General features: G+C 42.0%; 20 protein-coding genes and 1 pseudogene. 13 read left to right on the top strand and 8 right to left on the bottom strand.

Annotated features, from left to right (window positions below; all coding sequences use genetic code 11):
• Positions 1–15: 15 nt before the first annotated feature.
• From GNF10_RS11655 to GNF10_RS11665, 3 genes are all read left to right on the top strand, one after another.
• Positions 16–1,566, top strand: a complete 1,551-nt coding sequence (locus GNF10_RS11655; protein ID WP_185583112.1) for an isopeptide-forming domain-containing fimbrial protein — start codon at positions 16–18, stop codon at positions 1,564–1,566.
• Positions 1,563–5,432, top strand: a complete 3,870-nt coding sequence (locus GNF10_RS11660; RefSeq protein ID WP_185583109.1) for a TonB-dependent receptor — start codon at positions 1,563–1,565, stop codon at positions 5,430–5,432. The genes GNF10_RS11655 and GNF10_RS11660 overlap by 4 nt, the downstream gene beginning before the upstream one ends.
• A gap of 173 nt (positions 5,433–5,605) precedes the next feature.
• Positions 5,606–8,020, top strand: a complete 2,415-nt coding sequence (locus GNF10_RS11665; RefSeq protein WP_185583107.1) for a hypothetical protein — start codon at positions 5,606–5,608, stop codon at positions 8,018–8,020.
• A gap of 62 nt (positions 8,021–8,082) precedes the next feature.
• Here the strand turns inward: GNF10_RS11665 and miaB are convergent, their stop codons facing one another.
• Positions 8,083–9,447, bottom strand: coding sequence for a tRNA (N6-isopentenyl adenosine(37)-C2)-methylthiotransferase MiaB (gene miaB, locus GNF10_RS11670; protein WP_114083345.1), 1,365 nt, complete (start codon positions 9,445–9,447; stop codon positions 8,083–8,085).
• Between the two features lie 136 nt (positions 9,448–9,583).
• Complete coding sequence (locus GNF10_RS11675; protein WP_185583105.1) at positions 9,584–11,080, bottom strand: carotenoid oxygenase family protein; 1,497 nt, start codon at positions 11,078–11,080, stop codon at positions 9,584–9,586.
• A gap of 225 nt (positions 11,081–11,305) precedes the next feature.
• On the opposite strand from GNF10_RS11675, the gene GNF10_RS11680 reads away from it, so the two are divergent.
• Positions 11,306–11,761 carry a globin domain-containing protein gene (locus tag GNF10_RS11680; RefSeq protein WP_185581469.1) on the top strand — a complete coding sequence of 152 codons (456 nt, stop codon included), beginning with the start codon at positions 11,306–11,308 and terminating at the stop codon, positions 11,759–11,761.
• Between the two features lie 254 nt (positions 11,762–12,015).
• Here the strand turns inward: GNF10_RS11680 and GNF10_RS11685 are convergent, their stop codons facing one another.
• Both GNF10_RS11685 and GNF10_RS11690 read right to left on the bottom strand, forming a co-directional pair.
• On the bottom strand, positions 12,016–12,186 hold the full coding sequence (locus tag GNF10_RS11685; protein ID WP_260445834.1) for a type II toxin-antitoxin system HicB family antitoxin: 171 nt from the start codon (positions 12,184–12,186) through the stop codon (positions 12,016–12,018).
• Positions 12,187–12,227: 41 nt separating this feature from the next.
• Positions 12,228–14,348, bottom strand: coding sequence for an NACHT domain-containing NTPase (locus GNF10_RS11690; protein WP_185581470.1), 2,121 nt, complete (start codon positions 14,346–14,348; stop codon positions 12,228–12,230).
• A gap of 65 nt (positions 14,349–14,413) precedes the next feature.
• Here GNF10_RS11690 and GNF10_RS11695 point away from each other — a divergent pair, with 65 nt between their 5' ends.
• Positions 14,414–15,178: a thioesterase II family protein gene (locus GNF10_RS11695; protein WP_185581471.1), complete on the top strand. Its 765-nt coding sequence runs from the start codon at positions 14,414–14,416 to the stop codon at positions 15,176–15,178.
• A gap of 88 nt (positions 15,179–15,266) precedes the next feature.
• Here GNF10_RS11695 and GNF10_RS11700 read toward each other — a convergent pair whose 3' ends face one another.
• Together GNF10_RS11700 and GNF10_RS11705 are read right to left on the bottom strand one after the other, a co-directional pair.
• Positions 15,267–15,668 (bottom strand): biopolymer transporter ExbD, encoded by a 402-nt coding sequence (locus GNF10_RS11700; protein ID WP_185581472.1) that lies wholly within the window; start codon positions 15,666–15,668, stop codon positions 15,267–15,269.
• Positions 15,652–16,305, bottom strand: a complete 654-nt coding sequence (locus tag GNF10_RS11705) for a MotA/TolQ/ExbB proton channel family protein (RefSeq protein WP_185581473.1) — start codon at positions 16,303–16,305, stop codon at positions 15,652–15,654. The genes GNF10_RS11700 and GNF10_RS11705 overlap by 17 nt, the downstream gene beginning before the upstream one ends.
• 342 nt (positions 16,306–16,647) lie before the next feature.
• Between GNF10_RS11705 and GNF10_RS11710 the strand changes: the two genes are divergently transcribed.
• The 5 genes from GNF10_RS11710 (at position 16,648) to GNF10_RS11730 (ending at position 20,997) form a co-directional block, all read left to right on the top strand.
• Entirely contained in the window at positions 16,648–18,081 is a 1,434-nt protein-coding gene (locus GNF10_RS11710) for an energy transducer TonB (protein ID WP_185581086.1), read from the top strand.
• Between the two features lie 332 nt (positions 18,082–18,413).
• Complete coding sequence (locus GNF10_RS11715) at positions 18,414–18,911, top strand: Hsp20/alpha crystallin family protein (protein ID WP_185581087.1); 498 nt, start codon at positions 18,414–18,416, stop codon at positions 18,909–18,911.
• 415 nt (positions 18,912–19,326) lie between these two features.
• Positions 19,327–19,506, top strand: a complete 180-nt coding sequence (locus tag GNF10_RS11720) for a hypothetical protein (RefSeq protein WP_185581088.1) — start codon at positions 19,327–19,329, stop codon at positions 19,504–19,506.
• A 209-nt stretch (positions 19,507–19,715) separates the two neighbouring features.
• Positions 19,716–19,961 carry a hypothetical protein gene (locus GNF10_RS11725; protein ID WP_114083336.1) on the top strand — a complete coding sequence of 82 codons (246 nt, stop codon included), beginning with the start codon at positions 19,716–19,718 and terminating at the stop codon, positions 19,959–19,961.
• A gap of 10 nt (positions 19,962–19,971) precedes the next feature.
• Positions 19,972–20,997, top strand: a complete 1,026-nt coding sequence (locus GNF10_RS11730) for a hypothetical protein (protein ID WP_185581089.1) — start codon at positions 19,972–19,974, stop codon at positions 20,995–20,997.
• A 109-nt stretch (positions 20,998–21,106) separates the two neighbouring features.
• Here the strand turns inward: GNF10_RS11730 and ilvA are convergent, their stop codons facing one another.
• On the bottom strand, positions 21,107–22,618 hold the full coding sequence (gene ilvA / locus GNF10_RS11735; RefSeq protein WP_185581090.1) for a threonine ammonia-lyase, biosynthetic: 1,512 nt from the start codon (positions 22,616–22,618) through the stop codon (positions 21,107–21,109).
• A 399-nt stretch (positions 22,619–23,017) separates the two neighbouring features.
• Between ilvA and GNF10_RS11740 the strand changes: the two genes are divergently transcribed.
• The 3 genes from GNF10_RS11740 (at position 23,018) to GNF10_RS11750 (ending at position 25,175) form a co-directional block, all read left to right on the top strand.
• On the top strand, positions 23,018–23,320 hold the full coding sequence (locus tag GNF10_RS11740; RefSeq protein WP_185581896.1) for an RNA-binding protein: 303 nt from the start codon (positions 23,018–23,020) through the stop codon (positions 23,318–23,320).
• A 129-nt stretch (positions 23,321–23,449) separates the two neighbouring features.
• Positions 23,450–23,953 carry a hypothetical protein gene (locus GNF10_RS11745; RefSeq protein ID WP_114083333.1) on the top strand — a complete coding sequence of 168 codons (504 nt, stop codon included), beginning with the start codon at positions 23,450–23,452 and terminating at the stop codon, positions 23,951–23,953.
• 214 nt (positions 23,954–24,167) lie between these two features.
• The gene (locus GNF10_RS11750; RefSeq protein ID WP_185581897.1) at positions 24,168–25,175 is read left to right on the top strand and encodes an aldo/keto reductase; all 1,008 of its coding nucleotides are present in this window, start codon (positions 24,168–24,170) and stop codon (positions 25,173–25,175) included.
• 701 nt (positions 25,176–25,876) lie between these two features.
• On the opposite strand, the pseudogene GNF10_RS11755 reads toward GNF10_RS11750, so the two are convergent.
• Positions 25,877–26,389, bottom strand: a pseudogene (locus tag GNF10_RS11755) (alpha/beta hydrolase); the annotation flags it as partial.
• Between the last annotated feature and the right edge of the window lie 81 nt (positions 26,390–26,470).

Below are 26,470 nucleotides of genomic sequence, written 5' to 3' on the forward strand. Positions count from 1 at the left end.
GGCATTCCAGAGGAGATGTGTTCAGTGAGCCGTCCTCAAAAGAAAAAACAAATTACTTATAGGAGTAGCTGGTATCAAAGGTTAACAGCTACTGTTCTTCTGGGGAGTTTTTTGCAAACTACTATATCTATACCAGCGATCGCACAACAGACTAACAATCGGGGTGCGTCTTTGCCATTAATAAATCAAGCTACTTATACTTATACAGACTCTGCTAATAATCAAAAATATGACGGAACTTCTAGTCAGCTTAATGTTAGTCCTAGCCCATTAGTCGATCCATTAGGACGGATATTAGGTTGCGCTGGTACTATTTTGCCTGACTATACAGGTTTTTCAGTTGGCGTATACGAATCTAACCCTAGCGACCCAACTGGGACAGAATTAGGCGGCTTGCTTTCTTTGACTCGGACAGAGTTACCCGATATTCCTAATAACAAAGTTCCTGGCGGTAAGTCGCCAAATACCGAGAATAGTAACCCCTACTTCGTTACGAATAACCCTGCGGGTGTTTACAATTTCCTACTCGATCCGAATAAGGGTCAAACTGATCCAGGTAGAACTTATATTTTTGTAGTTAATCCACCGCCAAATTCTATCTACAAGCAACGGCGGATCAAGATTGAAATCGTTGGTACCACTGGCACACAAGGTAATAATATTGTGCGATATATCGCTAGTTCCCTGGATGGTCAACCAATCAGCCTTACAGGTGAAACTAGGATAGAGCAAACAGTTGTCTTAGTTCCGAATGCAGAAGTAGTAGGACTGGACTTATTAGCTTTTGAATTCAGTACAAATCTGTGCCAAGCCAATCAGTTGCAGATTATCAAAACAGGCGATCGCGCTACCGCTGAACCTGGAGATACGGTAATTTACCGGATCTCGGTAAAAAACCTTGCTGATGCTGGTTTGAATAATATATTTGTCACCGACAACTTACCTTTAGGATTCCAGTTTTTACCTAAATCTGTGCGGGGTGAGTTAGATGGCAAATCAGTTGCTATCACCTCAGAACGCAATGGAAACACGGTGACATTTCGCACAGATGTAACAGTTCCTACGGGAAAAACTCTGAATATTGCTTATGCGGCTCAACTAACAGCCGATGCTGTGCGTGGTGATGGTCGCAATAGTGCGATCGTGAATGCTCAACGAGCCGATAACCGTTTTAGCACCAAGGATGGCCCAGCAACGCACCAGTTAAAAATTCGTCCAGGAATCGTTTCTGATTGTGGCACGATTATCGGTCGCGTGTTTATTGATAAAAACTTTGACGGTGAACAACAACCTGGTGAGCCTGGAGTCCCCAATGCAGTGATTTTTCTGGAGGACGGAAATCGCATCACTACAGATCCGAATGGTTTGTTCTCCTTAGCTAATGCCTTACCAGGAAGTCATACAGGCGTACTAGACCTCAGCAGTGTACCGGGTTATACCCTAGCTCCCAATCAAAAATTCCGTGAACGGAATAGCCAATCTCGCTTAGTGCGTTTAGAACCTGGTGGCTTGGTACGTATGAATTTCGCTGTCACCCCCGCCTTCCAGGAGCCAGTCAAAAAATGAAACCCAGACTGCACCATACAACTATTTTCAACCTGAAGATGATGGGGGTGATGCCAGTAGCTCTCAGCCTCATTTTGTATCCTGCCATAGTTAAGGCAGAACCTACAAATGAAAATCTTTTTTTCCCCGATTCGCCTTCACAAGCAGACAAGGGTGTCGAAGATCCTGAATTTTCAAGGGATCTAGAAAACCTCTCTTTTAAGACGGGAGAGGCTTTGAATTCTCCCCCGTCTTTACAAGAGAAGGGAGCTAGAGGTTTGGTTTTTCCAAATAATGTGAAAAACCAGGATGAGGATCAAGCGGATCGGAATAAAGCTGCTGAAAAAAGCATGGATTTGAGTTCTCCCCATACTTTGGGAAGTTCTGACAAGCAACTTCTACCTCTTGAACTTCCTTCAACTAATACTTCAATTCCAGATATTCAGCCAAGTGAAACGGAAATACAAGCATTTCAACCAGCAACTTCTGTTCAATTACCTAGAGGCTTACGCAAAATAGCTGGAGTAACTGAAGAAAATCAGAAAATTCCCCCCGCTTCCCCCATCTCCACAGGAATAAAATTCCTGATGCCAACAGCTAACAACATTGTGGATGTTCCTGCTACCACAGTAATTGTGCAATTCCCTGTTGGAAGCACGGTAGAATTACGGTCTAATGGTGTATTAGTAGATCCTTCCTCAATTGGACGAACAGAAAGCGATGCCAATACTAATTTAGTAACGCAGACATGGTATGGTGTCTCGTTAAAAGAAGGTAATAATACCATCTCTGCACAATTAGTAGGAGGGACAGAGCCTCCTGTAACAGTGCAAGTCGTAGTCCGGGGAGCGCCACAGAAACTAACCTTAGAAACTGTTGAGTCTCGTATCCCGGCGGATGGACGTTCTACAGCTACAATCAGGGGTCAACTGATCGATGCAACTGGTAATCGCTCTAATCGTGATGCTGTTATCACTTTAGTACCTACTGCTGGGGAGTTTGTGGGAAAAGATTTCAAACCCGATCAACCCGGATTTCAAGTAGAAGCGAAAGCGGGGCAATTTACGGCTAAATTGCGATCGCAACTCAAAGCCCAAACTGTCACAATTCGCGCCATAGCTAATAATTTAGAAGCCTTTACTCAACTACAATTTGAAACATCACTGCGTCCGAGTTTGGTAACAGGGGTAATAGATCTACGTTTGGGCGCTAGAGGTACAGATTATTATGGTAGTTTCCGTGATTTTCTCCCGCCTGACAAAGATAACAGAACGCAATTAGATTTCCATTCAGCAATATTTGCCACTGGTGCGATCGGAGAATGGTTGTTTACAGGCGCATACAACAGTTCTCGTAACCTCAATGAAGATTGCAACTGCGATAATCGCCTGTTTAGAACTTACCAATCTAGCGAACAAAATTATCCTGTCTACGGCGATAGCTCGAAAGTTGATGTCGTTGCTCCTTCTATTGACAGCCTATATGTGCGTTTAGAGCGTACAACTGGTGTCCCCGGAGCCGATCCTGATTATGCTATGTGGGGTGACTACAACACAGAAGAATTTGCGCGGCGATCGCAGCAATTTACTTCTATCACCCGACAACTTCACGGTTTTAAAGCTAACTACAACTTAGGGAATCTCCAAGTTACAGGTTTGTATGGCAACCACTTAGAAGCTTTCCAACGAGATACTATTGCTCCCGATGGTACTAGCGGTTATTACTTCCTCTCTCGCAGAATACTACAACCAGGTAGTGAAAATGTCTTTATTGAGTTAGAAGAACTCAATCGTCCTGGGACTGTACTAAAACGGAAACAGCTTAACCGTGGCCCAGACTATGAAATCGACTACGATCGCGGTACCTTGTTATTCCGCGAACCTATCCTTCGTACCGATATCGATCAAACCGGACAAGTCTTGGTACGTCGGATTGTCGTTAGCTATCAATATGACAGCGAAGATTCTGATAGCAATATCTATGCTGGTCGTTTGCAATATAACCTTTCCCGCAAACTTAACCAGGAAAGTTGGATAGGAGCAACTTATGTCCAAGAAAATCAGGGAGTACGCGACTTTCAACTATATGGTGCAGATGCGCTGATTTCTTTGGGTAATCAAGGTACATTAATTGCAGAATATGCCCATTCCACTAATGATTCTGATGTTGTAGGAAAGGTTAGTGGTGAAGCATATCGGTTGGAAGCTGAGGGACAAATTACTAACGGGATTCAAGGTCGTGCCTATTATCGCTTTGCCGATACAGGTTTTGCTAATAATGCCACTATCAGCTTTGTCCCAGGACAAACTCGTTATGGAGCGCAGGTTACAGCTAAACTCTCTTCAACTACAAACGTCAGGGCGCAGTACGACCATGAAGACAATTTTGGTATTGCTCCCCAACCCTTAGATACCTTTGAAGAACTGTTTGCACCCCGTTCTGAGGCGATACCTGGTAGTAAAGTTGATAATTCTCTAACGACTATTTCCGCCGGGATTCAACAACGCCTGGGTAGTGCCATTATTGATTTGGATTGGATTCATCGTCATCGGGAAGACCGCATTCCCGACAGCGCCCTCAGTGGTACTTCCGATCAATTGCGATCGCGTTTTACAGTTCCTATTGCTAAAAATCTGACTTTCCAAGCCCAAAATGAAATCAGTTTATCTTCCCAAAAAGATAGTGTTTACCCAGACCGTACTATCTTCGGGCTAAATTGGGCAGCAATTCCTGGTGTAAATATCAGTCTGGCCCAACAGTTTTACACTAGTGGCCAATATTCGGGTAATTCCATCACCAGCTTGAGTGTCAACGGTGAACACAAGCTCGGTTCGGATACTACCTTGACTGGTCGTTACTCAATTTTGGGTGGTGCAAATGAAATGACTACCCAAGGGGCGATTGGTCTAAATAACCGTTGGACTATTGCTTCGGGATTACGGCTGAATGTCGCTTACGAACACGTATTTGGTAACTTCTTCGGGCGAACTGCGGCAGGTCAACAATATGCCCAACCCTTCGCTTTTGGTCAATCAGCATCTGCGATCGGATTTGATGGTGGCGATAGCTACAGCGTGGGACTGGAATACTCTGATAATCCGCAGTTTCAAGCCAGTGCGCGTTACGAACATCGTTCTTCTTCTGGTGGTAGTAATACAGTAATTACCGCAGGTGCTGCGGGTAAAATTTCTTCGGCTCTCACAGCATTGGTACGTTATCAACAAGCTGGTTCATCCAATCAAAAACTTTCGGGATTGGGGGATACAGCTACCTTAAAGCTGGGACTAGCTTATCGCGACCCCAATAGCGATAAATTTAATGCCTTATTGCGTTATGAATATCGCAAAAATCCATCAACTATCCCTGACACCATCCTCTTAGGTAGTGGTACGGGTTCTCAAGACCATACTTTTGCTTTAGAAGCTATTTATGCTCCTAACTGGCAATGGGAATTCTATGGTAAGTATGCCTTGCGTAACAGCACCTCTTATTTAGCCAACGATTTAGCTGGTACAAATACAGTAAATCTGGGACAATTACGCGCTACCTATCGTTTGGGATATAGCTGGGATTTGGTGGGTGAGGCTCGTGTAATTAGTCAGTCTAGCTACAGCGAAACAGGCTTTGTTGTAGAAACAGGCTATTATCTCACGCCTAACCTGCGTGTTTCTGCTGGATATGTATTTGGTAAGGTTGATGACCGGGATTTCTCAGGAACACGTTCCGCAGGCGGCGCATATTTGGGTGTCAGCGTCAAACTCAATGAATTATTTGATGGCTTTGGACAGCAAAAACCAGTGCCACGTCAGCCACAGGAATCTGCAATGAATACTTTGGTGGGTAAACTCAAGGCTGCAACCAAGGGGATACAAAAGCGTGAAATATAAAACAACTATTTAATAAAAACAATGCCACTACCAATCTGAATACAAATGGTAGATTATCTACGATTTCGGGAAAGCTAGAAACTGAAGATTTGTTTGAGGAGAATCAGTCCTCATTAATGATTATGGTTCAGGTAATCAGCATTTTTTAAAGGTTATTTTATGGTGATTTGCTAATGAAGAATTTATGGCAAAATCTTAATATTTTTAGCTGGGGACTTCTCGGTGCGACATTAGTACTTCAACCTACAGTAGCGCAAGCTCAATATATCCAGCGATCGTTCCTAAATCCCGGCTTTGAGTCACCTACTTTTGGTTCTACAAATCAACAATGTTACGTTCAAGTGAATGAAAGCCTTATCCCTGGTTGGAGTACAACTCATGGTTCAGTAAAAGCAGGAACAGGTAACTGTACTGGTTATACATCTCCAGGGTCAGTACCGCTGATTGAGATTTGGACTTCAGGATTTAATGGTGTTAGCACAGCAACGACACCAACTAGTGCAGGGAAGCAATTTGCAGAGTTAAATGCCGAGCAAGCTTCTGAGTTGTATCAGAATTTATGCCTTCTTAAAGATGAGACGATTACATTCTCTTTTCTACATCGTGGGCGTTCAAGTGCAACTGTTGCTGATGTGGCGAATTTTCTAATTGGAGCAAATACTGTTTTTGGCACGTTCTCAACAACTAGCAATGGAACAGTTACGGCACAACCAGTAGCACAGAATAGTGCAACTATTCCTACTGTAACTAACAACAATGCAGGAAACGGCTGGGTACGATACTCTGGCACCGTTCCTTACACTGCTGCTTCTGCTAATCAACCTGTAGGATTTGCGGCTGTTTCGACGGCGGGCGGGAACAATACTGTAGGTAACTTCCTTGATGAGGTGCAATTTGCTGGTAAACCTGTGGTCGAGTTTACAGCAAGTTCAGGTGGTGCAGCAGAATCGGAAACTACCCCTACAACTAACCCACCTAAACTTAGGATTGTTGGTTTAGTGCCAACTGGGGGGATCAGTGTTCCGATTTCCGTCTCTGGTACAGCCACTTTGGGTACAGACTACAATACAACATCAGGCACATCCACCTTTAATATTACTATCCCTGCGGGTAACTACGACGGTAGTGATGCGACTAGTGTCTTTACTATTCCTTTTACTGTCATTAATAACAACGTTCCTCAAGGTGTAAGGACAATCGAATTCAAGATAGAAACTTCACCTAGTTTTTTCACCAGTTCAACAACGACTTGTGGTGGTTCCCCAACGATCGCTTCCAGCTACACAATCTATGATGATGATTTCCTTAGCGGCAAGATTTGGGATGATGCCGATAATAGCGCTAACAATACTTTTACTAATATCAATACTGGTTCGGAAACTGGCACCAATGCAGGTGGGTTATTAAATGCTATTCTCGTTGATTCTAACAATAAGGTCTTAAAAACAACACCTGTCGCCGCAGATGGTACTTATACTTTTCTCAATGTTCCCTTGAATCAAAGTAATGTTAAAATTATTTTAAGTACAACTGCTGGCACTATAGGTAATACTGCCCCTACAGCATCGCTCCCTCCTAACTGGGTCAATACTAGCCCACTCACGACAGCTACTTTTAATACTGCTACAAACATCTCTAGTAAGGACTTTGGAATTGAGCAGTTGCCCAATACTAATAATGTCACTGGATCTACAACAACAAATCCAGGGGGAACCAATACTGTACAAGTTCCAACACTATCTGGCACCGACCCGGAAGATGGGAACCTTGGTTCTGGCAACAGTTTCAAGATTGTTAGTTTGCCAAGTAATGGGACACTGTACTACAACGGTGTAACGGTGACAGTGAATCAGGTGATTACTAATTATGATCCGACGAAACTAACAGTAGATCCGAATATAGATGGTGCTACAACCATCACTTTTACAGTAGCCGCAGTAGACAAAGCGGGTAAGGAAGATCCCACACCTGCTACGGTAACCATGCCATTAACTGCGTTATCAGCTAGCAAACCTCAGTTAATTTTAGTGAAACGCATCACCCGGATTAACAGCCAGAATTTAACTAGCATTGTAGATGGTCGCAGCGACGTTTCTCCTAATGCTGCTAACTACGTAGCATCTCCTCGTGACACTGATGATGATAGCAGTAATACATGGCCTACTAATTATTTACGCGGATTGATTAACGCTGGGATAGTCAAACCAGGAGATGAGTTAGAGTACACTATCTACTTACTTTCCAATGGTCTAGGTAATGCAACTAGTGTCCAAATTTGTGATTTAGTTCCTGTCAATACTACTTTTATTCCCACTGCCTTTAATGGTCTGACTCCTAATGATGGTGGTTTATCAGGAGCAGCTCAAGGTATTGCTCTTGCGCTTGGTTCTAGCACTCCTAAGGCTTATCTAACCAATGCACTGGATGGCGATCGCGGACGCTTTTATGCTGCTAATGAGACAGTCCCATCATACTGCGGTACTAACATCAATGGAGCGGTGGTGGTAAATATTACGCGAAGTCCAGATTTACCCAATCTCGTCAAAGATTTTTATGGTTTTGTCCGCTTCCGCGCTAAGGTGAAATAGCTTTGAGAAAGAAAAAGGTTAAATATGAGGTTGCTTTTCCACCTTAACCTTTTTCCACTTTTTTATACTGGTATGGCTTGTCTCACTTCAACTGGTTCACCTGTTAGGCTAAAAGGTCGAACTTCGGTAATTTTTACCTTCACTAACTGCCCTTTCAATTCTTTGATGTCCCCACTGAAGAATGTCAGACGATTACCATCAGTGCGTCCCATTACCTGGGTTTGATCTTTAGGATTTTGGTCTTCTACTAAAACTTCTTCGATACGTCCGAAGTAACGTTGCGATCGCTCTGCTACTTTCAAGTTTCCTAGATGATTGAGCCTTTGGAGGCGATCGCTTTTAACTTCTTCACTTAGTTGATTGTCCCACAAAGCAGCAGGTGTCCCTGGACGCGGTGAATATGCTGCTGTGTTCAACATATCAAAGCCAATATCTTCTACCAATTTCAAGGTATTTTCAAACTGTGCTTCTGTCTCCCCAGGAAAACCAACAATCGCATCGGCACTAATGGAAGCATCTGGCATATACCGCCGAATGGTATCGATAATCCGACGATATTTTTCATGGGTATAACCCCGCGCCATCGCCTTCAAAAGTTCATTATCCCCAGATTGAAAGGGAATGTGGAAGTGTTTGCAGACTTTGGGTAACTCAGCGCAAGCTTTAATTAATCTCTCTGTAAAATAACGGGGATGGCTAGTAGCAAATCTTAATCTTTCAATTCCTGGCACATCATGGACATAATAAAGTAAATCTGTGAAGTTGTGCAGATGCCGACCTTCTACTGTCGCTCCTGGTAAATCTCTACCGTAAGCGTCAATATTTTGACCAAGTAAAGTAATTTCCTTGTAACCTTGCCGTCCTAATTCTTCCATTTCAGCCCGGATCGCTGACGGTGTGCGAGATTGTTCAATACCACGCACATTGGGAACTACGCAATAGGTGCAGCGTTCGTTACAGCCGTAAATTACATTTACCCAAGCTGTGACTTTACTATCCCGTCGCGGCTGGGTGATATCTTCAATAATATGAACGGACTCGGTTGCCACAACTTGGTTGCCATCAAACACCGACTCCAGCAAATCTTTAAGGCGGTTGGCGTGTTGTGGCCCCATTACCAAGTCTAATTCTGGAACTCGCCGCAATAGCGCTTCACCTTCTTGTTGGGCAACACAACCAGCAACTATGAGTGTTAAATCAGGTTTTTCATGTTTGCGCTTCGCTTGTCTGCCAAGGTAAGAATATACCTTTTGCTCGGCATTATCCCGAATTGTGCAGGTATTGTAGAGAATTACATCTGCATTATTGGGATCTTCTGACCATTCAAAGCCCATGTCTTCCAAAACGCCAGCCATGCGCTCTGAGTCAGCTTTATTCATCTGACAGCCGAAGGTAGTGATGTGGTAGTGGCGTTTAGAAGTGGTCATGGGCAATTCTGCTTAATCAGCGTAATGTATGTAAGGTTTTTTTTATTCTAACCCGCGTAAGGCAGTGACCAGATGCGATATGTTTTTTAACGCAGAGGAACGCTAAGGGAAACGCAGAGGTAACGCGGAGGGGTTCTTAGGCTGGGTTCCAAGTGCCGTGGAAGCTGTGGGGGATGACGCTGGGTAATCCTAGTTTGCAAACGGGTTCGGCATTCAGGCGATCGCTATCAAAGATCCAAACTTCGCTACTATGAGAATTACCATCGTAGACAACGGTTAGCACCCAACTTTGCTCAGGGTTTTGGGTGTCTTGCGCGTGGATGGGTTCTGAGGGATAACAGTTTTCTCCAAAGTCTGCTTCGGTGAGGGTTTCGGTTTTGTGATCAAAACGAGCGATCGCATTTAGTACTTCTTGGCTAATATCTGTTTCTAAACGGAATGTTGACATATATGTGTATCGAGAAGCTTGTCCTACATTTTGCTGTGGTACACTCGGAAATTCACAATGTCTGTTTAATAGTTGCTGAATTGACGTAACTTTGCCAGTTTGAGGATGCAGATGAACTCGCGTTAGTGTACTTTTAGCTAGGGTGTGAGTCTCACCTGTAGCTACTTCCTTGAGGTATTGGTTAGTTTGAAAATCTTCATAACGGGCAATATCTACAATCACTGAACCAGTAGCATCTACATAACCATTAGCAAAATGCCATTGGAACCAAGGTTCGGTTTCTCCACGACTCACAACAGATAGGGTTTCTCTGTCAAAAACTAAAATCTGAGTTCCTAATCTCGGTTGCCACTCTAGCGAATCACTATAGTTGTTTATCCCTATTAGCAGAGCTAAGATACTCAACCGCACCGGCGGAATGAAAAATACAAGATACTGTCCTGCTAAAACAAAATCATGCACCAATGGTATACCGTCTAATTGGTATGCGGCTTGTTGGATAATCCGTCCAGTCGAATCGCTTTTGTAAATATTAAGCGTCGCTTTTTGTCCAGGGCTGATGCCAAAGTTAAAAATCTCCCCTGTTTGCTCGTCACGCTTATAATGTGCGGAATAGTTTAATCCTTTAGTTAATCCCCCTAAATCATCTTCGCCCCAAGTTTCTAAAGTTTGTAAATCGAGGGCGTGAGGTTTACCACCTTCCCACAGTGCCAAAAGTTTATCTGGAAGTGCTAGCACCGAAGTGTTGGCAGCATTTTTGAGGGGCTTTTGCCATTGATTCCAAATTGGCCCTGGTGCAGTCATGCCATAATTGCCGTAGAGTAGTTTACCTGCTGCGGCTTCTTCTTGATAGCCAGAGGTTTGCACGTAGCGATAAACCCCAGTTGCACCTGCATCGTTAAAATTTACAGCCAGAATTGCCCCATCTCCATCAAACCAGTGTCCCATGTGAAGTCCACCACGTTCTAGGCGTGCGGGGCCATTGCGGTAAAGTATGCCACGCAAGCCATCTGGGATTTTGCCAGAGATAATTGGCAATTGGGTAGAAGGAAATTCTGTAGCTGGTTGTACGTTAGCGTTCGCGCAGCGTTCCGCAGGAAAGCTCACCGTTTGCGTAGCCTCTCGTAGAGAAGGTATCGCACCTGCCCACGCTTTTTTAGTTGAATTTGGACTAATAGTATGCATATTAAATTAGTATCTAATAAATAATCAATCTATACAACTACATTCTACATTTTCATCATGAATTAGTTGTATATTCATGCCTTACGCTAAAGCTGTAAATCTTCCTGTTGGCTGACTCTTGATTTCTGAATTTTGGCTCCTGCTATATATGAGCTAGCTCATAGTAACTGCTAGAAATAAACAGTAAATTCAAATCAATCAAGATTCTAAGTGGTTGAAAAAACTATGGTTAGCCAAAAAACAATAGATATTGTAAAATCTACAGCACCTGTTTTGAAAAAGAACGGTCAGCAAATCACAACTCGGATGTATGAAATTATGTTTCAAAATCATCCAGAGATCAAAGAACAATTTAGTATGGCGGCTCAAGCAGATGGTTCTCAGCCTGCGAGATTAGCTACAGCAGTTTATAGCTATGCTAACCAAATTGATAATTTACCTGCTTTAAAGTCGATGGTAGAGAAGATTGCCCATCGTCATGTGCAGACTCATGTTACACCAGAGCAATATCCTATTGTCGGAGAAAGTTTACTACAAGCGATGAAAGATGTTTTGGGAGAAGCTGCTACAGAAGAAGTTATGGCGGCTTGGACTGAAGCTTATCAGGCATTGTCTGAAGTGTTCATTCACAGAGAACATGACATATATGATGAAGAGAGAAAACAACTTGTGCATTCTTAAGGACAGAACTTAGCGTCATAACTACAGCTTGAGGGTTTGTTACAACAACTTCAACGTTTATAACTACAGCTTGAGGGTTTGTTACAACAACTTCAGCGTTTATAACTACAGTTTAAGCATTCATAACAGCAGCTTAAGTTGTATTAACAACGGCTTCAATTTTACTTATAACAACTGGAGTTGTAGTAACTACAGCTTGAGCGTTTGTTACAACAACTTAAATTCTGCTAATGAAAGTTTTTAGCGTAGCGACTTCAGCAAGTGAGAACTCTTTTAAATATAGTTTCGATCGCTTCTTCTATCGTCTCTCCTTGGCTGGCGGTTCCCACTTCTGGACATTCAGCTACATAAACATCCTCTTCCCAGTGCAAAATTGCTGTAAAGGTTCGAGTTTTTGTATCTTTAGCCTGTTGTAATGAACTCATGGAGTGTTTATCTGGCTATCTTTTTATTTTCTTATTGTTGCTTAACTGTCTGGAACCAACAACATCCGCGCCTCAATTGCTTCCCAGGTTTGGGGCGACACACGCACTGCTGCTTGTTTGCATTGGATGATGAGATGATTGGCGTAGAAATAATTTTTTAGTGCTTTTATTTCTTCCTCAGATAAATCGATTATTTCTGGAGTGAGATTGAAAGCATTGAGTAAGGTTTGTTGCAGGTGTTTAGCAAATGCGAGACTCACTCCTCTTGGCTGTTGATCATCAGCATCCTGAGCTTTCAACGCTTCTAATTGCTTAATCAATTCGATAAAATTAACATTATTGAAAAATTTTAATTCTTCAAGTTTACGAGTGTAGGCGATGGCGTAGGCGTAGGCGCTGGCGTATGCGTAGTTGTTGGTGTAGACGTTGGCGTTGGCATTAGCAATGGCGTTAGCGTATGCGTAGGCGTTTGCGTAGGCGTATGCGTAGGCGTTGGCATAGGCATTGGCGTAAGCGTAGGCGTTGGGGTTGGCGTTGGCAATGGCGCTGGCGTTTGCGTTCGCGTTTGCGTAGGCGATCGCAAATGCACGTTTACCCACAGGTTTAAAATCTCCTGGCGATCCAACTGTTACCTGTTCTGCCCAGTTTAATAAAGCTTGTAACTTCGGGGTATTAATATATTTTTGCGCTTCCTTTTCCATTAGCAGCAGCAAATTATCTGCACCACCACGCATTAACCCAGCTACTAACAAAAACACATCTTTCCAGCGTTCATTTATTAGATGTTCAGTAACTAACTTATCAACTTGGCGATGGTCATCAATATATTGTGCTGTTAAATATTCCTGTAGCGTTAGATGAGAGAAGGAAAAGACCTCCTCAGCGCGTTTTACCAAAATTCCTTGTTGAATAGCGATCGCATTCAGCACTGATTCCCCATCTAAATACTGAGGTGCATTGAGATTACTCGCTAAAAATGTTTTAATTTGATAAACAATATCGCGCTGTGAAAAGAATAGCCTGTCAGACTCAAAACCTGTATGAGCAATCTCTGATAGTAATATCTCTTCTAATTCTGTATGCAGTCCTTGATAAATCTCATCTCTGAGAATTCGCTTTTCTGATGCCCACTCTTCTAGCAATATCCGTAGTGCCTTCCGGTAAAGAACACTGCGATTATCTGGAAAACTTTGGGAACGGTCATAAACTAAACACAGAAATGTCAGCAATAAAGGTGTGTGCGCCAACTCTTTAGCAGCTTCATGTTCTGGTTTTTGCAGTAACTCCCAGCATTTCTCGCCTGTCTTTTCCTGCTTATCTACATCTGAATGAAACCAATTATAAATAAATTGCTGAATTTGGGTATCATCAAAGTCTGCCATTGCCACATCACTAAAGCGACGAAAAGTGCTGCGATAAGCTGCCGTGCGACAGGAAGCAATGAAACGATTTTGATCGTACTTGTCAACAAAGTTTTTAATTTCGCTAATTGCCTTAGTCAAGTTTTTTGTTGGTACTTCATCCAAACCATCCAGCAAAATTAATAATTTACCTTGTTCTAAAGCTTTAACTGTAAATTCATTTGGTGATGGAAAGCCACAAATAGAAAACTCTTCCGTAATAAGGTTTTCAATATTAATATTGCTATATTGAAATCTTTTTAATTCGATAAAAACTGGAATACAAGTGTGTTTAAACCCTCCTTTTCTGCCTTTGAGTGCTTCTAGTCCCATCTTTCGCAAAAATGTAGACTTTCCTGCACCGGGCCCACCAAGTACCATCAGATATTGTTTATCATTAGCAACTTGAATTCCTGTTTTTTTTCCACTATTTTGAGATTGAAGCCTTCGGACTTTACCTTGGCGATAGACTTCTTCTAAATTTTCAATAGATTCAAAACTACGGATAGCATCATCACCTAAAAACTGTACTGCTGTATAGACCGATTCCATCTTTATGGGTTCACACATTCCCAATACTTTAAGAATCCCATGCCGTTTTTTATAGTTCTCTTCATATTGATTGGATGCAGTAAAAATTAACTTCTTCGTTTTTTCATCCAGAGTTTTGCCTAATACTCCTAAAGCCTGACCACCGCTTTGGAAAACCATAGCGGCGACACCGCTAACGGCTGATATAGCCCAAGGTTCCATTCCTGTCATAAGATTATCGGTGAATATATCTAAAAATTAAAGCAGAGTTGTGTTATCCAACTCTAAGCTCTATTATGACAACTACACCAAGCTTCAATTCCTGGGTTATCTGTCCCCGACCAAATCCGCAAGCAAACTTGCGTTTATTTTGCTTCCCCTACGCTGGTGGTAGCGCGGCAATTTTTCGCACTTGGCCTAATAATCTACCGAGTAATGTCGAAGTCTGTGCTGTGGAATATCCGGGGCGGGGAAGACAGATTAAGTCAGCACCCTTGACGCGATTAGAACCTCTTGTTGAAGCGATCGCTCCAGTTCTGTTACCATACTTAGACAAACCATTCGCTTTCTTCGGTCATAGTATGGGCGGGTTAGTTAGCTTTGAGTTGACCCGTCTACTTCGCTATCAGTATAATCTTACTCCCTTTCACCTCTTCATCTCTGCTCGTCGCGCTCCGCAATTGTCACCCATAAAACCACCCTTGCATATCCTCTCAGACCATGATTTGCAGAACGAGCTACGCAGCCTTAACGGTACACCCAAAGCAGTGCTAGAAAGCGAGGAACTAATGCAGATATTTCTCCCGATTTTGCGGGCAGATTTTGCAGTTCTAGAAACTTATATTTACACTCAAAAACAACCACTGGAGTGTCCTATTACTATTTTTGGTGGTTTGCAAGACCAAGACGTTAGTCATGAAGCTTTGCAAGCATGGCGAGAACAGACCATCGCTGCTTTCTCATTACATGAGTTCAACGGCGACCACTTTTTCATCCATTCTCACCAAGAATTATTACTTAAACTTATATATCAAGAATTACAGATGCGTAACGGTAGCTGATATTAGTTATTAGAGAAAAAGGAGTTAGGAGTCAGAATATCGAATTTTCCTGACTCTCTGAACTTCTGATGTACAATATTTCTACTTTTTATTTTTGGGTAGCGATCGCTAACTTTGCCCCTTCAACTTTACGAACCCGATCCATCACCGCTACTACTCGACCATAATCAACTTTCTCATCAGCATTAATAATCACCAACACCTCTGGGTTAGAACCAACTAAAGCACGTATTTGCTCTGTCACATCATCAACTGCTATCGGTTTCCGGTTCAGACTTATCTGTTCTTTGTCATCTACCGTAATAGTAATTTTAGTGGGAACTTGCTGTTGTTTCGCTGTGCTGGCCTTCGGTAAATTTACTGGTAAACCTTCTGAGCGGGTTAAAAACAGAGTTGACATGATAAAAAATGTCAAAATTGCAAAAATCACATCAATCATCGGCACGATGTTGATCTGTAATGGAAGTTCTGGCTCATCTTGTAGACGCATACGTTTTTTCTCCTCGTTCATAACGACGGCGGTAGAGTAATTCTAGCTGTCCTCCATACTCCTGAATTAGTGCAATTTGTCTTTGGTACAATCCCCGGAAGGTATTGGCAAACAAGAGTGTAAAAATCGCAACTATCAATCCTGATGCGGTTGATACCAAGGCTTCACTAATCCCAGATGTAACGCCACCTGTTTTAGTACCTCCTACATCGCCAAGGTTTAGGGAAGCAAAGGAGGCAATCAATCCTAACACTGTGCCGAGAAGACCTAATAATGGCGCTAGCCCGATAATTGTCTCAAAAATGTTTTGGAAACGTTTGAGTACAGGTATCTCAGCCTGAGATTCGCTTTCTAATGCCAAACGAAATTCCTCTGGATTTGGCTCTTCCAATTCTAAAGCCGCAAGAAAAATCCGTGCCAATGGTAAATCTGCGTTTTTCCGAAGTTTATCCATTGCGCCGACAACATTATCAAGACGGTAGAGATTCAAAACATCTCGCACCACACGGCTTTGACGCTGATTGATCCGTATCCAAAATCTGATCCGCTCAATGATCAGTGCCCCACCCAATACCGAAAACGCCAACAGGGGCCACATGACCACACCGCCTGCTGCAAACAAATTCTGAATTCCCATGTAGTGCCTCTATAACATCATCCACAATACAAAATCAGACTACCAGAATCTAGAGAAAAGCTGAAACTTTTTCTCAATAAAATATAAAATATAATGATAATTTTTTCAAATGTAGCCATCATGATTTTTATTTAATTGTTTGTTTGTTTTACATAAAAAAATTTAATTGAAATGAAACAAAAATTAATTTTGTTCCAAAACCATGATATTGGTGGTTTTGAAAGATGTTTTTGCTAGTGAAGGGTTCCGTAAGGCGATCGCAAGTAATTTTAATTTTTTACTTGATATTTGTAACCTTGCATTCTAAGATGGCTAAATTAGTGAGAATAGGTAGCAATAGCTATGAGTTTTTCTGGCATTACTGTCGAGCAACGTTCCAAAGAAGTTGAGGCTCTCAAGTCTTTTCTGACTTACAGTCTGATAGGTTCACTGGCGCTGCATATCGGCGTACTGTCATCAGGCATAAGTAATTATTTGACGAGAGTGCCTAAAGAAGAAGATGAAGCGATAGAGTTAGCGATCGTGGATTCTCCGGCTGTGGAACCAGAAAAACCACTTGAAAAAATTCCAGAAGAACCCAAAAAAGAGCCACAAATCGTTCAAAAACAATCTATAGAAACTCCACAAGTACAAAAACCAGTACAAGAATTGATTGAAAAATCGACAATTCAGCCAGTTCAACAACAACCGCAACAAACTATTCAAAACCCACAGCCAGTTCAACAACAACCACAACAAACTACTCAAAACCCACAGCCAGTAAATCGGGAAATTGCTCCCAAACCAGAAATCCCTGTGGCAACTGTTGCTCCTCAGAGTGGTGGTGGCTCTGGTGTTGGTTTAGGCTCAGGTAGCGGTATTGCTGTAGGTACAAGCAGTGGTAGTGGCGCTGGTGGAGGAACTGGCACTGGCTCTGGTGGTGGTATTGGCAGTGGCGTTGGCTCAGGAATTGGCTCTGGCACTGGTAGTGGTACTGGCTCAAGTACTGGCAATCAAACAGAAAATCGTCCGCCAGTAGCAACAGCGCCAGTAGCGCCAACACCTCCAAAAATTAACAGTTCAGGTAATGGTAATGGTCGTGCAGCCTGCCGCGAATGTAATGCCAAATATCCAGAAGCAGCAAGGCGGCGAGGAGTTGAAGGTAGAGTAGAAGTAGCTGTTGATACTGACGCACAAGGCAATGTTACCAATGTGCGGGTTGCTCGCTCCAGTGGAAACCGCGATTTGGATGAAGAAACTGTAAGACAGGCGCGTGACTGGAAATTAAAACCCGCAGAAGGTGGTAGACAAGGGGTATCAATAGCCACTGAATTTGCCATACAAGGTTCACGGCGATCGCGCCAAGTTCAAGAACGGAAAAGACAAAGAGAAGTAGAAGAGAGAACCCAACAGACAACAGCTGCTAATTCCACAGAAGAAGCTCCAAAACGTCGGCGTAGAGAGTTGACACCACCTTCATCTAATGAAGTTAGAACCACAAGACCAGTAATATCTGGATTTAGTAGACGATTGGAACCTCAAACAAGGGAAAGTACCCCTACCAACTCATCATCTGGAGCTAGCACAACTCGCACTCAAGGAACTGCTAGAGAGTCTTTACGCCGTATCCGGCGTGAGCAAACGACTAACGATTCATCACAAAAGCCACAACCAACCGCAAATCGGCGGCGGCGAAGAGACAACTCTAACCAGAACAAGTTGCGGGACTCGTTGCGCCGTTTACGCCAACAACCTCAATCACAACCTGCTGCACCGCCTGCTACAAGTCAGGAGTAGAGGTGTAGAAGTTTTACGTCTCTAGAAGGATGTAAAATTTCCTGATTTTTTGTGAGTATTTCAACAGGTACGGTTATTGCGTAGCACTTCGACTCCGCTCAGTGACCGTCGTAGACAGACTCCGCTCAGTGACCGTCGTAGACATCGCACATTGCGATGAAACCGAACCTACTCAACTTGAAGGTTGATTTAGTCTAATAACTAGGAAGCTTGAAATTGAGCTTTGTGCAATTTAAGATTGCTTAACAACCCATTTTATCAGCTGTTCGCAAGCTAAAAAGCTTGAGATTGAGCCTCCTAAGACAAAATAGTTCATCTTAGAGGTGATATTTATGCCACTGGTGCGTTGGAACCCATTCCGGGATAGTGAACGTTTAGAACCATTTCGGGATACTGAATCTTGGGAACCATTCCGAGAAATCGACACCTTGCAGAGGCAAATGAATCGTTTATTTGACAGATTGATGCCAACTACTAATGGTGGTGAGAGGTCTGGATTTATATTTAGTCCTGCTGCTGAACTAGAAGAAACTGATGATGCAATTCGCTTGAAACTAGAAGTACCTGGTCTAGAAGCAAAAGATATCAATGTAGAAGCAACTCCCGAATCAATTTCGATTACCGGTGAGCGTAAAACTGAAACCAAGAGTGAAGAAAACGGTATTACTCGGTCTGAGTTCCGTTATGGGAAATTTCAAAGGGTAATCCCGTTACCCTCCCAAATTCAAAATGACAAAGTGCAAGCTGAGTACAAAAATGGTATTCTCCACTTAACTTTGCCGAAAGCGGAATCAGAAAAACACAAAGCCGTCAAAGTCAATCTTGGTTAATTCAATTCAACATTCGGGAGTCTTGAACTTTCTCTTATATTTTGATTAGCTGTGAGAACCGCCTTCTTAAAAACGGGAGGTGGTTCTTCTTTATACATAAATTGCTTTGCTACTCGTCACCCATCTACTATGGGGAAGAGGGCTTAAAAGTAGTCTACTTTATATAATTGGCAATTATACACACTGGTAATAACTTGATTTTTCCATCAATAAAAGTAGAAGCGAATAATCTTGCACTCCCCTATGCTCAATTTCCCTGATGAGGTCGATGAAAATCGTTTCTGCATCCAGATGAATCAAAATCAGGGACTGAAGGATACTCTGGTAAGATTTAATTCACAGTCTATTAAAGCACCTCCAAAAGGTCTTTAAGAAACTATTGTCGAAGTCTAATCTTATCCAGCCAAACTAGTTTATGCTTGCCTTTTCTTGGCAAGATTATTCCGATATGTGCTTTTCAATTTACAAAACTGGCATGATTGAGAGAGATTGTGCTTTAGTTGAAGGCTACCCATTTGTATCGAAAGTGCATCACGCCAGGCAACAGCAGCTAGTTATAGGTAGTGGGAATTGTATTCACAATCAAGCATCATAGAAATGGTGGTAGTTTTTGCTCATCATCAACTATATGCTGAGATGATAGTCAATGGCTAACTCTCAAGTTGCTCATCTGTACTTTATGTTCAATGTCAAATTCACTGATTTGAATAAAACTTCTACATAAACACACACTGATGCAGTTTGATTTGCTTGAATAGCTATATTGATAGGACGTTGATCCGAAGGCAATTCACAATCCTGATTATGGCAAGTAAATTCATTGATGTTAGAGAATACACTGTCAGGGCGCACAAAAGACAGATTCATACTCGTGTTTTTCAGTTTGTCTGTAAAGAGTGTAACGATCTGACAAAACGCGAGACGTTCGGGCCTCGACCTTTATATTGCGAGAGATGTCGCCCTCCCCAAGCACCTAAGAAATCTCAGCCAACATCTCAGAAAGCAAAACCCAGACCAATGTCTTACAAAAGTGACATCGATTTAAATTGATTGAAGCCTTATGACTCAAAATGGACAATTAGAACCACCTCCGGGCACTTTCCTCTCTCCATTGTTGGAATTACGAGACTATTATGCTCGCCTCACGGAAGAGTATGAACGCCTTTTTGTGCAGGCGCGATCGCAACTCGATCATGTAGAAGCGTTGTTGTCTAACTGGTCTTTTTCCGATTCCAACAAGCAGATATCAAGACTGGCGGCGGCTGATGAAACCTCAAATGTTTCCCCAGAAGGCTCTCTGCGGTTTTTATCACCTCTTGATGACATCAACGAAATCAACTTGGTGGAGTCTCTACAGTCAGAACCCACAGACTCGGATCAGGTTGAGATCGATAATTCCTTTTCTGCTGCTGTTGATACAAAAGAGAGAAAACTTCCAACTACATCGCCAGATGCAAAGATAGCCTCAGAGAACAACGATAGTTCAACGAGGGTGGCAGAAATCCCCATGCTACCCCAGTACAATCACGCTATCTCCCGAATGGAAGCCATTAAACAGCTATTGCAAGAGCAGATAGGCACTGTCTGTCATATCGATTTTATCGTGCGATCGCTTTATGGAGAGTTAGATTCCAATTTATTCAAAGTAGTTAAAGGTAGGGTTCAATCTTCCCTCACCCAAGGTAGAGAAAGGAATTACTGGGTAACTATTCCCGATGAGCCAGGTTGTTATACTCTGGATTTAAATTTGGTAGCCCCAAGTAAACGCAATGGTGCTTCTAGAAACAAAAATAAGAAGCCTTTTGTACCCCCACCAAAAGCAGTACCGATGCTCAAAGGGTTTGAGGGTCAATTCTTAATTGATGCTCTTACCTCTCTGTTTGAAGAAAATCCAGGTAAAGTTTTCAGCGTTGCTGAAGTCATCGCCGGAATTTATGGAGAACTAGATTCTCAGCAAATTAGAGAGATCAAAAATAAGGTGTTGAATGAATTATCTAGAGGCTATCGGACAGGCAGATTCTCTAGGGTTCCGAACGAAATCGGCTTCTATACCTGGGACTCTAATCTGATATCGAAGGCTCGTTAAATTGGGCATGGGAGAGGAGGCAGAGGGCAGGGAGCAGAGGAGAGATACAAAACTTACCTCTTTCCCCTCTGCTCCGTTCTCCCTGCCCCTCTGCCTCTTCTCCCCTCGCCTATCCCAAAAACAGCTTGTATGCGGGATTCTTGTTTTCATCCCAATAGCGATAGCCCAGGTTATCGAGAAAAGCTTGCCACTCTTCCATTTCGTGGGGAGGAACCTGGATACCAACTACTATTCGACCGTAGTCTGCGCCGTTGTTGCGGTAGTGAAAAAGACTAATATTCCAGTCGGGACTCATGGAAGTTACAAACTTCATCAATGCGCCAGGACGTTCGGGAAACTCAAAACGGTAAAGTAATTCATTATGAGCTAGGGGAGAGTGCCCACCCACCATGTGCCGCAGATGTAATTTAGTTAGTTCATCGTCTGTTAAATCAAGAGTTTCAAATCCTTGAGCTTCAAAAGTTTCTACCATCTTTGCAGCATCAGCACGGTTTTGAATTTGCACACCTACAAAAATATGGGCTGTTTTTTCATCAGCAATGCGATAATTAAACTCGGTAAGATTGCGGTTGCCAATACATTCACAAAATTGGCGAATACTTCCCCGTTCTTCAGGAATTGTGACTGCAAAGATTGCTTCCCGACGTTCGCCCAACTGGGCCCGTTCTGCCACGAATCGGAGACGATCAAAATTCATGTTTGCACCACAGGCTACGGCAATTAAGGTTTGTCCCTCAATTTGTTCTCGTTCTGCGTAGGCTTTGGCAGCTGCGATCGCTAATGCACCGGCTGGCTCTAAAATTGATCGCGTATCTTCAAACACATCTTTAATCGCAGCACAAGTATCATCAGTATCCACCAAAATAATTTCATCTACATACTGCTGACATAAACGGAAGGTTTCTTCACCTACTTCTCGCACCGCCACGCCATCAGCAAATAACCCCACTTGCGATAAGCGCACCCGATGCCCGGCTTTGAGCGATTGAGACATCGCATCAGCATCTACTGGTTCAACACCAATAATCTTGATTTCAGGACGCAATCGTTTTACATAAGCCCCAATCCCAGAAATCAATCCACCACCTCCAATTGCGACAAAAATTGCATGGATGGGTTGCTGATATTGTCGTAAAATTTCCATCCCAATAGTTCCCTGTCCGGCAATTACATGAGGGTCGTCAAAGGGATGAATAAAGGTCAAACCTTTTTCCACTTCTAATTCACGGGCATAGCTATAAGCATCGTCGTAGGTGTTTCCATGTAACACGACTGCTCCGCCCCTCATTCTAACTGCGTCCACCTTGACTTGAGGTGTGGTTATTGGCATGACAATAATTGCTTTGGTTCCCAAACGATTGGCTGCAAGGGCGACTCCTTGAGCATGGTTGCCCGCAGACGCTGCAATTACACCCTGTGCTAATACATCTGGTGGTAGTTGCACCATTTTGTTATAAGCACCTCGCAGTTTAAAGGAAAATACTGACTGCATATCCTCACGTTTCAACAGGAGTTGATTATTCAGCCGCGCAGACAAATTTGGTGCATACTCCAGTGGTGTTTCCTGGGCAACATCATATACACGGGCAGTCAGGATTTGGATAAGGTAGTCGCAATACATGGGTGTCAAGGTGTTAGCAAATGCCGGATGAAAACTAATTTTACGTTACAAGCGATCGCACTGGTTTTATTTAATTCCATTCTTTTGTAATTTTGAGTGAATAAAATTTAAATATTACTAATCCTTTTGGAATAGAAATAAGTATCAGTAATTTAATTTTTTTAGTGACTTCAAATTTAGTGCGATCGCTGGTAGGTTCATTTTAAAAGAGTTTCACCAACTGTACAGATATTTAGCTAAACAAATAAGTATAATGTTGCTTATGAACATAAGTTTTCAATTTATGATAAAGTATCGATAGAAGATTAAATTCGGCTGTGTAGTTTGTTTTTATAGATACTTGTATTACAGACCTCTCCGCATCTAAATCTCTGCACCCTCTGATTCTGGAGATATTGTATGTCAATTTACGTTGGTAATCTATCTTATGAGGTTAAAGAAGATGACCTCCGCAACGTTTTTGCAGAATACGGAACGGTAAAAAATGTTCAATTACCTATCGACCGAGAAACAGGTCGGATGAGAGGTTTCGGCTTTGTAGAAATGGAATCAGACGCACAAGAAACAGCAGCAATTGAAGCCCTTGATAATGCTGAGTGGATGGGTAGAAGTTTAAAAGTGAATAAAGCTAAACCCAAGACTGATGGAGGTTCCTCTGGCGGTAGAAGGGGTGGTGATGGTGGTTCCTCTCGTCGTTATTAAGGTCTAAACCTAAGAATTTAGCTCTAAAGTCTTGAGGGCAGACAAGACCGTCTGCCTTTTTTTGTGCTTCTGTTGATTTTGTTAGCCTAGCTTACCGTAGGCATCGTTTTTGTAATAGGTGTAGCAACCATGAACCCAGAAGCTAAACATATTGTTAGCGAACTCAGGCATAAGTTCTACTCTAACTTCGCTGCTTCTATGAATATGCCGGTGATTGTAACTGGTACATCTTATAGTAGTAATTCCCCGATCGCATCTTGGATGGATCGTAGGGAAAGACTAAACTATGTAAATGTATACGCTTATACCGCACCTGATGAATTTGTCCCATTCCGTCCGTTCATTCTTCGACTGGCTATAAACAAGAGTGCTGGGAGAGTAGCGACGTTCAGAAAAGGACAAGTCTGCCGAGGTCTTAACTTGATGTGGGACTTTGAATTAACTGTGCTACCAAAAGAAATCTTAGACTTTCTTCCCTGGATAGTTAATTTAGTGGAGGCTCATGATAAAGGTTCGTCCTTATTGCTACAATCACCACCTCATTCATTTGAATTAGAAGTGCCAGAGGTTGGGTTTTTTAATAACGCTTGGACTCAGAAAGCTAGGCTTCTTGCAAATTCGACAATATCTTAATACTTAGTGATTAAGTTGCTAGTTAAAAGCAACTAAAAATATATATTATCTAATACAAAAGTAGCGAATCTATTTGTCAACTTTTAAAACAAAATAGACAAGGTTGCACGACTGCTAGAATATTCTCCTCATTTACCAGCTAATCCTGCTACTTGTGCGTTAATACCTGCAATATATGCCTGATAATTAATAAGGCAATCTACAGAGAGCAAACATGCAGACTCTCCAAAAACTCTCCCTCCCAAGCATGGGCTGCGGGACTTGGGCCTGGGGCAACCAACTGCTTTGGGGATATGACGAAAGTATGGATGACCAGTTGCAAGCGGTGTTTAACCTTTGCGTAAACAACGGTGTGACTTTATTTGATACGGGTGATTCTTACGGAACTGGGAGATTGAATGGTCGAAGTGAGTTACTGCTGGGACGATTCAACCGAGAATATTTAGGTTCAAACAAAGAAAATATTTGTATTGCGACTAAGCTGGCTGCTTACCCGTGGAGATGGACACGTCAATCAATGGTAAAGGCTTGCAAGTCATCTGCCCAACGCCTAGGAAAAAACGTAGATTTGGTACAGATGCACTGGTCAACAGCAAATTACGCCCCTTGGCAAGAGGTAGGACTGTTAGATGGTCTTGCCGATTTATATGAGCAAGAACTAGTTAAGGGAGTAGGACTTTCCAATTATGGACCTAAACAGCTTAAGCAAGTGCAGAAAAAGTTTGCTGAACGAGGTGTTCCTATTACTACTCTGCAAGTTCAATACTCTTTGTTGTCTACATATCCTGTCACTCAATTAGGGCTTAAAGACCTTTGTGATGAGTTGGGAATTAAATTGATTGCTTACAGCCCTCTAGCTTTGGGACTACTGACAGGAAAATACTCTGAGCAAGGCCATTTGCCTAAAGGTATTCGAGGTCTGCTGTTTAGGCAGATATTACCAGGAATGCGTAGACGCGGAGCGGCTTCTGCTGGCAGTTCGCTTTTGGGATGTTTGCAAGAGGTGGCACAATCCAGAAACAAAACCATGTCACAGGTAGCAATTAATTGGTGCATCTGTAAAGGAACCATTCCCATCCCTGGAGCCAAGAGCGTAGAACAGGCAAGAGAGAATATTGGTGCTTTAGGTTGGCAATTAAACGTCAGCGAGATTGCAGAGTTAGATAAGGCGGCGGTGAATGTAGGCAAGAAAATGGTACAAAATATCTTTCAAACTAAGTGAAATTTCAACGTTAATTGATTTAATTTTGCAAAAACCTGGTTTAAGTCTGAAAATAAAAATACTTGAATTTTATATAAATCCAGACATAAATCTCTTAATTATGTCTGATTAATTATTAATATAAAGCACTGTTTTGGGATTATAATAGAGCGATATTTTAACCATTGTTTTGTGAAGAATAGTTTTTGTATCGACTATATACGTAATTAAGAGACAATTTATAAAGAAAATATTAAGTAGGTGTGTTACGGCTTTAGCCTAACGCATCGCTATATAACAAGGTGCGTTAGGCACTCAGTCATATTCTTTGTGACAAATCATATCGAAATATGCGCCTAACACACCCTACAATAATTTTATTTTCACTTTATAAATCGCTTCTAAAATTCCGTAAAATATATTTTTAGATATTTTTTTTAAAGACTTAAATCAATGAGTTATGTCCTAATGTTTGCTCTGAGGAACTTGATTTTTAAAGTGTACTAATAAAGAATGAATATTGAGTCTAACATCTTGTAGACACTCTTGGTGACAACTTAACCTTATCCAATGTCCACAGTCCGCGAAAGCGGACTTTTTTTATGCAAACTAAAGTTGTAATAGATTATTTAAGTAAATAAACAATAAGTACTAAGGGTTTCAAATTTTATGATGACGAAAGTGATTAAGGAGAGTTAAAGGAGAATAGAATGAGAGGATAATTACTGATTTGCCTTTACAAGAGTAGTAAACTCTTGTAAAGCTTTCTGATACTTGTTTTCAGCTATCCAGAATAAATCATTATGATTTGCTTCTTTAATCCACAAATAAAGCTTTGGCGATATTGCAGCATTAAACAACTTTTCTCCATGAGCAAAAGGAATGACATCATCTGCTTTGCCATGAATCACTAGTATCGGACATTTTACTTTTTTGATATTGTCCAGATTGGGAAATTTGTCAAAAGGTAAAATCTTAAAACTTACTATTACTTGAAAAGCGGAAATAAACGAACTTTCAAGAATTAAACCAGCTATCGGTTTTCGCATTGCTAAGTTTACCGCAGAACCACCGCCAACCGAACGCCCCAAAACTATAATTCTTTCAGGTGGTGTTTTTAAATTTTCGGTCAAATAATTATAAGCGCTATTAATATCTTCGTATGAGTGGCTTTCTGTCGCCTTGCCTTGACTCGTACCATAACCACGATAATCATAAGCAAAGGCACTAAAACCCCATGCGTGTAATTTTTATAGGATTTCTTTAATATCTCCTAAATCTTCAGAATTTCCATGAACATAAAGAATAGTATAATT

Origin of the sequence: Nostoc sp. UCD121 (assembly GCF_014222285.1) — a bacterium.
In the GTDB taxonomy this organism is placed as follows: Bacteria; Cyanobacteriota; Cyanobacteriia; order Cyanobacteriales; family Nostocaceae; genus Nostoc.

Bases quoted from the DNA above. Each gene is read 5' to 3' on its own strand.
- GNF10_RS11655 (WP_185583112.1), top strand. From the start codon at position 16: ATGTGTTCAGTGAGCCGTCCTCAAAAGAAAAAACAAATTACTTATAGG.
- GNF10_RS11660 (WP_185583109.1), top strand. From the start codon at position 1,563: ATGAAACCCAGACTGCACCATACAACTATTTTCAACCTGAAGATGATG.
- GNF10_RS11665 (WP_185583107.1), top strand. From the start codon at position 5,606: ATGAAGAATTTATGGCAAAATCTTAATATTTTTAGCTGGGGACTTCTC.
- miaB (WP_114083345.1), bottom strand. From the start codon at position 9,447: ATGACCACTTCTAAACGCCACTACCACATCACTACCTTCGGCTGTCAG.
- GNF10_RS11675 (WP_185583105.1), bottom strand. From the start codon at position 11,080: ATGCATACTATTAGTCCAAATTCAACTAAAAAAGCGTGGGCAGGTGCG.
- GNF10_RS11680 (WP_185581469.1), top strand. From the start codon at position 11,306: ATGGTTAGCCAAAAAACAATAGATATTGTAAAATCTACAGCACCTGTT.
- GNF10_RS11685 (WP_260445834.1), bottom strand. From the start codon at position 12,186: ATGAGTTCATTACAACAGGCTAAAGATACAAAAACTCGAACCTTTACA.
- GNF10_RS11690 (WP_185581470.1), bottom strand. From the start codon at position 14,348: ATGACAGGAATGGAACCTTGGGCTATATCAGCCGTTAGCGGTGTCGCC.
- GNF10_RS11695 (WP_185581471.1), top strand. From the start codon at position 14,414: ATGACAACTACACCAAGCTTCAATTCCTGGGTTATCTGTCCCCGACCA.
- GNF10_RS11700 (WP_185581472.1), bottom strand. From the start codon at position 15,668: ATGCGTCTACAAGATGAGCCAGAACTTCCATTACAGATCAACATCGTG.
- GNF10_RS11705 (WP_185581473.1), bottom strand. From the start codon at position 16,305: ATGGGAATTCAGAATTTGTTTGCAGCAGGCGGTGTGGTCATGTGGCCC.
- GNF10_RS11710 (WP_185581086.1), top strand. From the start codon at position 16,648: ATGAGTTTTTCTGGCATTACTGTCGAGCAACGTTCCAAAGAAGTTGAG.
- GNF10_RS11715 (WP_185581087.1), top strand. From the start codon at position 18,414: ATGCCACTGGTGCGTTGGAACCCATTCCGGGATAGTGAACGTTTAGAA.
- GNF10_RS11720 (WP_185581088.1), top strand. From the start codon at position 19,327: ATGCTTGCCTTTTCTTGGCAAGATTATTCCGATATGTGCTTTTCAATT.
- GNF10_RS11725 (WP_114083336.1), top strand. From the start codon at position 19,716: ATGGCAAGTAAATTCATTGATGTTAGAGAATACACTGTCAGGGCGCAC.
- GNF10_RS11730 (WP_185581089.1), top strand. From the start codon at position 19,972: ATGACTCAAAATGGACAATTAGAACCACCTCCGGGCACTTTCCTCTCT.
- ilvA (WP_185581090.1), bottom strand. From the start codon at position 22,618: ATGTATTGCGACTACCTTATCCAAATCCTGACTGCCCGTGTATATGAT.
- GNF10_RS11740 (WP_185581896.1), top strand. From the start codon at position 23,018: ATGTCAATTTACGTTGGTAATCTATCTTATGAGGTTAAAGAAGATGAC.
- GNF10_RS11745 (WP_114083333.1), top strand. From the start codon at position 23,450: ATGAACCCAGAAGCTAAACATATTGTTAGCGAACTCAGGCATAAGTTC.
- GNF10_RS11750 (WP_185581897.1), top strand. From the start codon at position 24,168: ATGCAGACTCTCCAAAAACTCTCCCTCCCAAGCATGGGCTGCGGGACT.